The organism is Mycobacterium persicum (assembly GCF_002086915.1).
GTDB lineage: Bacteria > Actinomycetota > Actinomycetes > Mycobacteriales > Mycobacteriaceae > Mycobacterium > Mycobacterium persicum.
On sequence record NZ_MWQA01000001.1, the window covers coordinates 4,044,352 to 4,048,370 of the forward strand.

The 4,019-nt window shown below is 59.4% G+C and carries 2 protein-coding genes; both read right to left on the reverse strand.

What is annotated here, in order from left to right; genetic code table 11:
- Positions 1 to 1,847 precede the first annotated feature (1,847 nt).
- Positions 1,848 to 2,177 (reverse strand): hypothetical protein, encoded by a 330-nt coding sequence (locus tag B4U45_RS18525; RefSeq protein WP_131808299.1) that lies wholly within the window; start codon positions 2,175 to 2,177, stop codon positions 1,848 to 1,850.
- Positions 2,178 to 2,792: 615 nt separating this feature from the next.
- Positions 2,793 to 4,019: PPE family protein (locus tag B4U45_RS18530; RefSeq protein WP_219859476.1), on the reverse strand; the 1,227-nt coding region annotated here is incomplete at its 5' end.

Sequence of the window (4,019 nt, forward strand, 5' to 3'; positions counted from 1 at the left end):
CAACAACGGCGCCGCGTTTGCGGCGCCGTCCCTGGGCGGCGGCCCGCGGCCGGGGATGAGCCGGGTTCGACCCGACAGCGCTGACGTCACCTGTAGTCACTGAGTTGTGCGGAATTCGAGGCATAACAGAACCCTTCTCATTTCGGATGCAAATTCGTGCAGATACGCGAACTAACTGAATGCCAGCCCGAAGTCGGAAATGCCGACATCACAAAGCAGAAACACAGAGCACAATCACCCCGCAAGATATCTAGAACGTGCCGTCAAACAGGATCACCAACTATGCAGCACGACGAAGCTAGCCACGAACTGCCACGTCAAGACTCTGCTATCCGAAAATTACTGTGACGCGCGCAGCGCGGGGATCTAACCGTGCAGCCAAGACATGTCTTCTAACTGCTAGATGCTCGCATAAGCCCTCCTCATGAGGCCGCATATCTAGCGCGGACAACACTAGAAGAGATTCGCCTCGCCCGCTAATCACTACTTTTGATGGGTCTATAACCGCCGCTTATTAGCTCTAGATTTTCTTGCGACCAGAGCACCGTCCGACGCATGGGGCATCGCTAGAGGCCTGCCTATCGGGGTTGGGCCGGGGTCCGCTCTCGGGACCTGATGACAATGTGAGCCGGACAAGATTGAACAAACCCGCTATCCCGGTCCCAGTGTTGAGCAAACCCGAGTCGAGCCGGCTGTAGCGTCGCGGCCTGGGCCGCCTCGAACGCGCTCACTGTCGCCCGCGGATGGCCAGCCACCATCGCAGCGTGCGTGGCCGCACACTCAGCCACCCGCGTAGGGCCCGGCCGCGGCCTCCATTGCCGACGCTGCAGCGACTAGGAAATATTTAGCCAGAAAAGCTGATTCCGGGACTCGACCGCATTACGCCGACGCGCCTGACCCAGAGTTCAGAAACCTCACAACAGCACCGCCGCAGTCGTCATCACGATCGACGGTCGCCGTTTCTTGGTTCTGATCGGACTGATCGGCCAACACCGAGGTCGGCCGGGTAACAAAGAGCGAGCGCGAGCTCCGCCCAATCCAGGCGATCCGCCCGTGTGCTACATAAAACGCCGAACACATCGCCAGTAACAAGGAGGCCAGCAGCTACTTGTGTTTGACGATGACGACTACCAAGTACAAAGGCCTGTGAGTTTGATAGCAGAGAATAACCACGTCGCCGAGCGAACACTTGCAAATCTGCCTAACCAATTTGGAAAAGGAATATTATCCGCTGGACTTGAACAGGGGCAAAGAGAATCGCCAGGAGTTACCCTACTTTGAGTTAGCCACGTTCCCTTTGGCAACCTCGATACTGCTCATTTTCGTTTACAAACAAGGAAGATGCCATGGTGGATGACATCCGATACGCATACTTCGGAAGAGCGTTTCTGAATATATCGGAAATGGCGAGACAGCTTACCTGATTCAGATATGAGTGAACTTCGCGAGGATTTCAGGACAATTTCTGAATGTCTGGATCGATCCCGGGAAGTCGAGGACAGCGACAACCGACCTAGGTATTTCGCCAGGGTATCGCCGTTGTTGAATACGGGCCTGGTGAACCTGACTCGCCGTACGCCTTGCATCCTCGGGTACTGCGCGAAAGGCGTCAGCCCCACTTAAAGTGCGCGGAAACGGAAGCTCACGAGCTTCGAGCCTCATGCATACGCGCACTCGTTGATTCAGCAGACACTTCGTTCAATTGAGCAGCCGTTCGCACATTGATGTACTTCGATTATGGACTGCCTCGGCGTTCCGGCCGGCAGAAAAGACACTATCGACCCGTGGCAGAAGAGTTTAATAGCCCAGCGCTCTGCCAGCACTGGGCTATGTGGACGTTGGCTAATCTAACGAGCGGGCACCGGAGAAGGCGCGACTGAAGACGGTGCATGATTGGGCGCACCGTGTCCGCCGTGGCCTGCGTTCGGTATTTCCATCACCATTGCCGGGTATTCACGCTGACGATAGTGGGGCGAGCTAGCGTCCTTGGTATAAACAGCAAACCCAAATCCCGCAAAGAATATTCCGGCGACGATGAACAATGTCCCAGCGACGACAGCCACCCACGCCGCGGCCTTGAAAACCTTCGGGGTGTCCGACCGTGGTGTGACCTTTGGTGGCGCGGGTGCTACTGCCTCGGGAGTTTCATTCGTGCCAGTTTCAGATGTGTCATTCACGCATAGCATCCTAATGACACAACCTGTAAAAGTCGCTGGCAATGTGCGACGTAAATGCTGTCAGCAAGCAGGCTTAGCGGCGATATTTCGGTTGACCGCCGAGGCGGCCTGAGGGCTTCGAATTGGTTCGCGATCTTGATTTTTGGAGTCCGTTTGGCCGCGTTTTCCGACCAGTGCGTTTTGCCGTATTCCCGTTGCTCGGATTGTCCTGTCGCAGCTCTTGCACTTTGACCGCGGAATAGACATAAGGTCTGGGTTGTGGCCCGCTGTTTGCGGGTGGCGCGGAATCGTATCCGGGCCGAATGCTTACGGTTCATCAATCCGCAACCGCCACGCTTGACCTGTTTGAGCAGCCGGGGGTAGCCCGGGTGCGGACGTTGGTGATGCCATGGCCAGGAAAATGTTGCTTTCGAGCCACCAGCGGTCGACGTGCGCGACAACGCGCTTTGCGAAACGACGATCGGCCTTATGCAAGACCGGGTGCGTGGGCGGCGGTTATCCCGCCTCGACCGACGCTTGCCCGCCGACGTGGAGGCCCACTACTACGCTCAACAGCCGACCGGTCAGCACACCGGTCACACGTCACCAGATGTGCATAAGACTCGGAATGTCCAGCTAGCCTCCGGATAGTGGGCGTGACATTACGGTCATTTTGAGTCCGTATCGGGGTACGACGCCGCCGCGTCCGGTTGCGGTTGAGGGCATTCCGGGTAGGCCGGGCATGGCTGCGGGTGCGGCGTCGCTGGTGGGCAGGGTGGTCAGGGGGGTGGCGGCCTGGAAGGTTTTGGCGGCGACGGTGGTTTGGGGTGTGGCCCAGGAGGGGGGCACTGATAGTTGGCCGATCGAACCGGCGCTGCGTGCGGCGGCCGAGACTTGTCCGCCCAGGACGCCACCGGCACGCATGGTTGCCCCGGAGAGTGATTTGGCGATGGAGTTCAGCGGGGCCAGCAGGGCCGGAGCGACTTTGGGTACGGTTTCTGCCACCGGTTGTGCCACACCGGAAATCAAGCCGAGGCTTTTTTCGGTGTTGATGATCCCGTTGGCCATGCCGCTGACGCCGGTCACCGAACCCATCGTGGAGTACCAGGCGAACAGGGCATCCAGGGCGGTGAAGTCGTCTTTGAGGATCTTGGGCAGTTTCAAGGTGTTGACGAAGACGCCTAATTCGTAGAGCGGCAACCCGATTTCGGGCAAGCCGACGGCGGTCAATGCCTTTCCGATGTCTTCGAGCAGCTTTCCGATCCAGTTGCCCTTGTTGTTTGGGTTGGGGGCTTTGGTGGCGGCGTGGGCGACCGCGGCGTGTTGAGCGCTGCGCCCGCCGGGGTTGGTGTTGGGTTGCGGGGAGGCAAACGGGGTCAGTTTCCATGCTGCTGCCGAGGCGGTGGTGTAGTCCTCCATTGCGGTGGCGTCTTGGGCCCACATCTGCATGTATTGGGCTTCGGTGGTGGCGATCGCGGCGGTGTTTTGGCCGAAGAAGTTGGTTGCGATTAGCGCGAGCAGCTGGGCGCGGTTGGCGGCGATCACCGGCGGGGGCACCGTCATCGCGAAGGCCTGCTCGAAGGCGGTGGCGGCGGCGGTTGCCTGGGCCGCGGTGTGCCGGGCTTGCTCGGCGGTGACGGTGAGCCAATCCACATAGGGAATGACGGCGGCGGCCATCGACATCGACGACGGACCCGTCCACTGCATGGTGGTCAGGTCGGTGACCACCGATCGGTACATGCTGGCCGCGGAGTGCAGTTCGGCGGCCAGCAGTTGCCAGCTGGCCGCGGCGGTGCGCAGCGAACCCGAGCCTGCACCGGTATACATCCGGGCCGAATTGACCTCTGGCGGTAACAGCGCAAA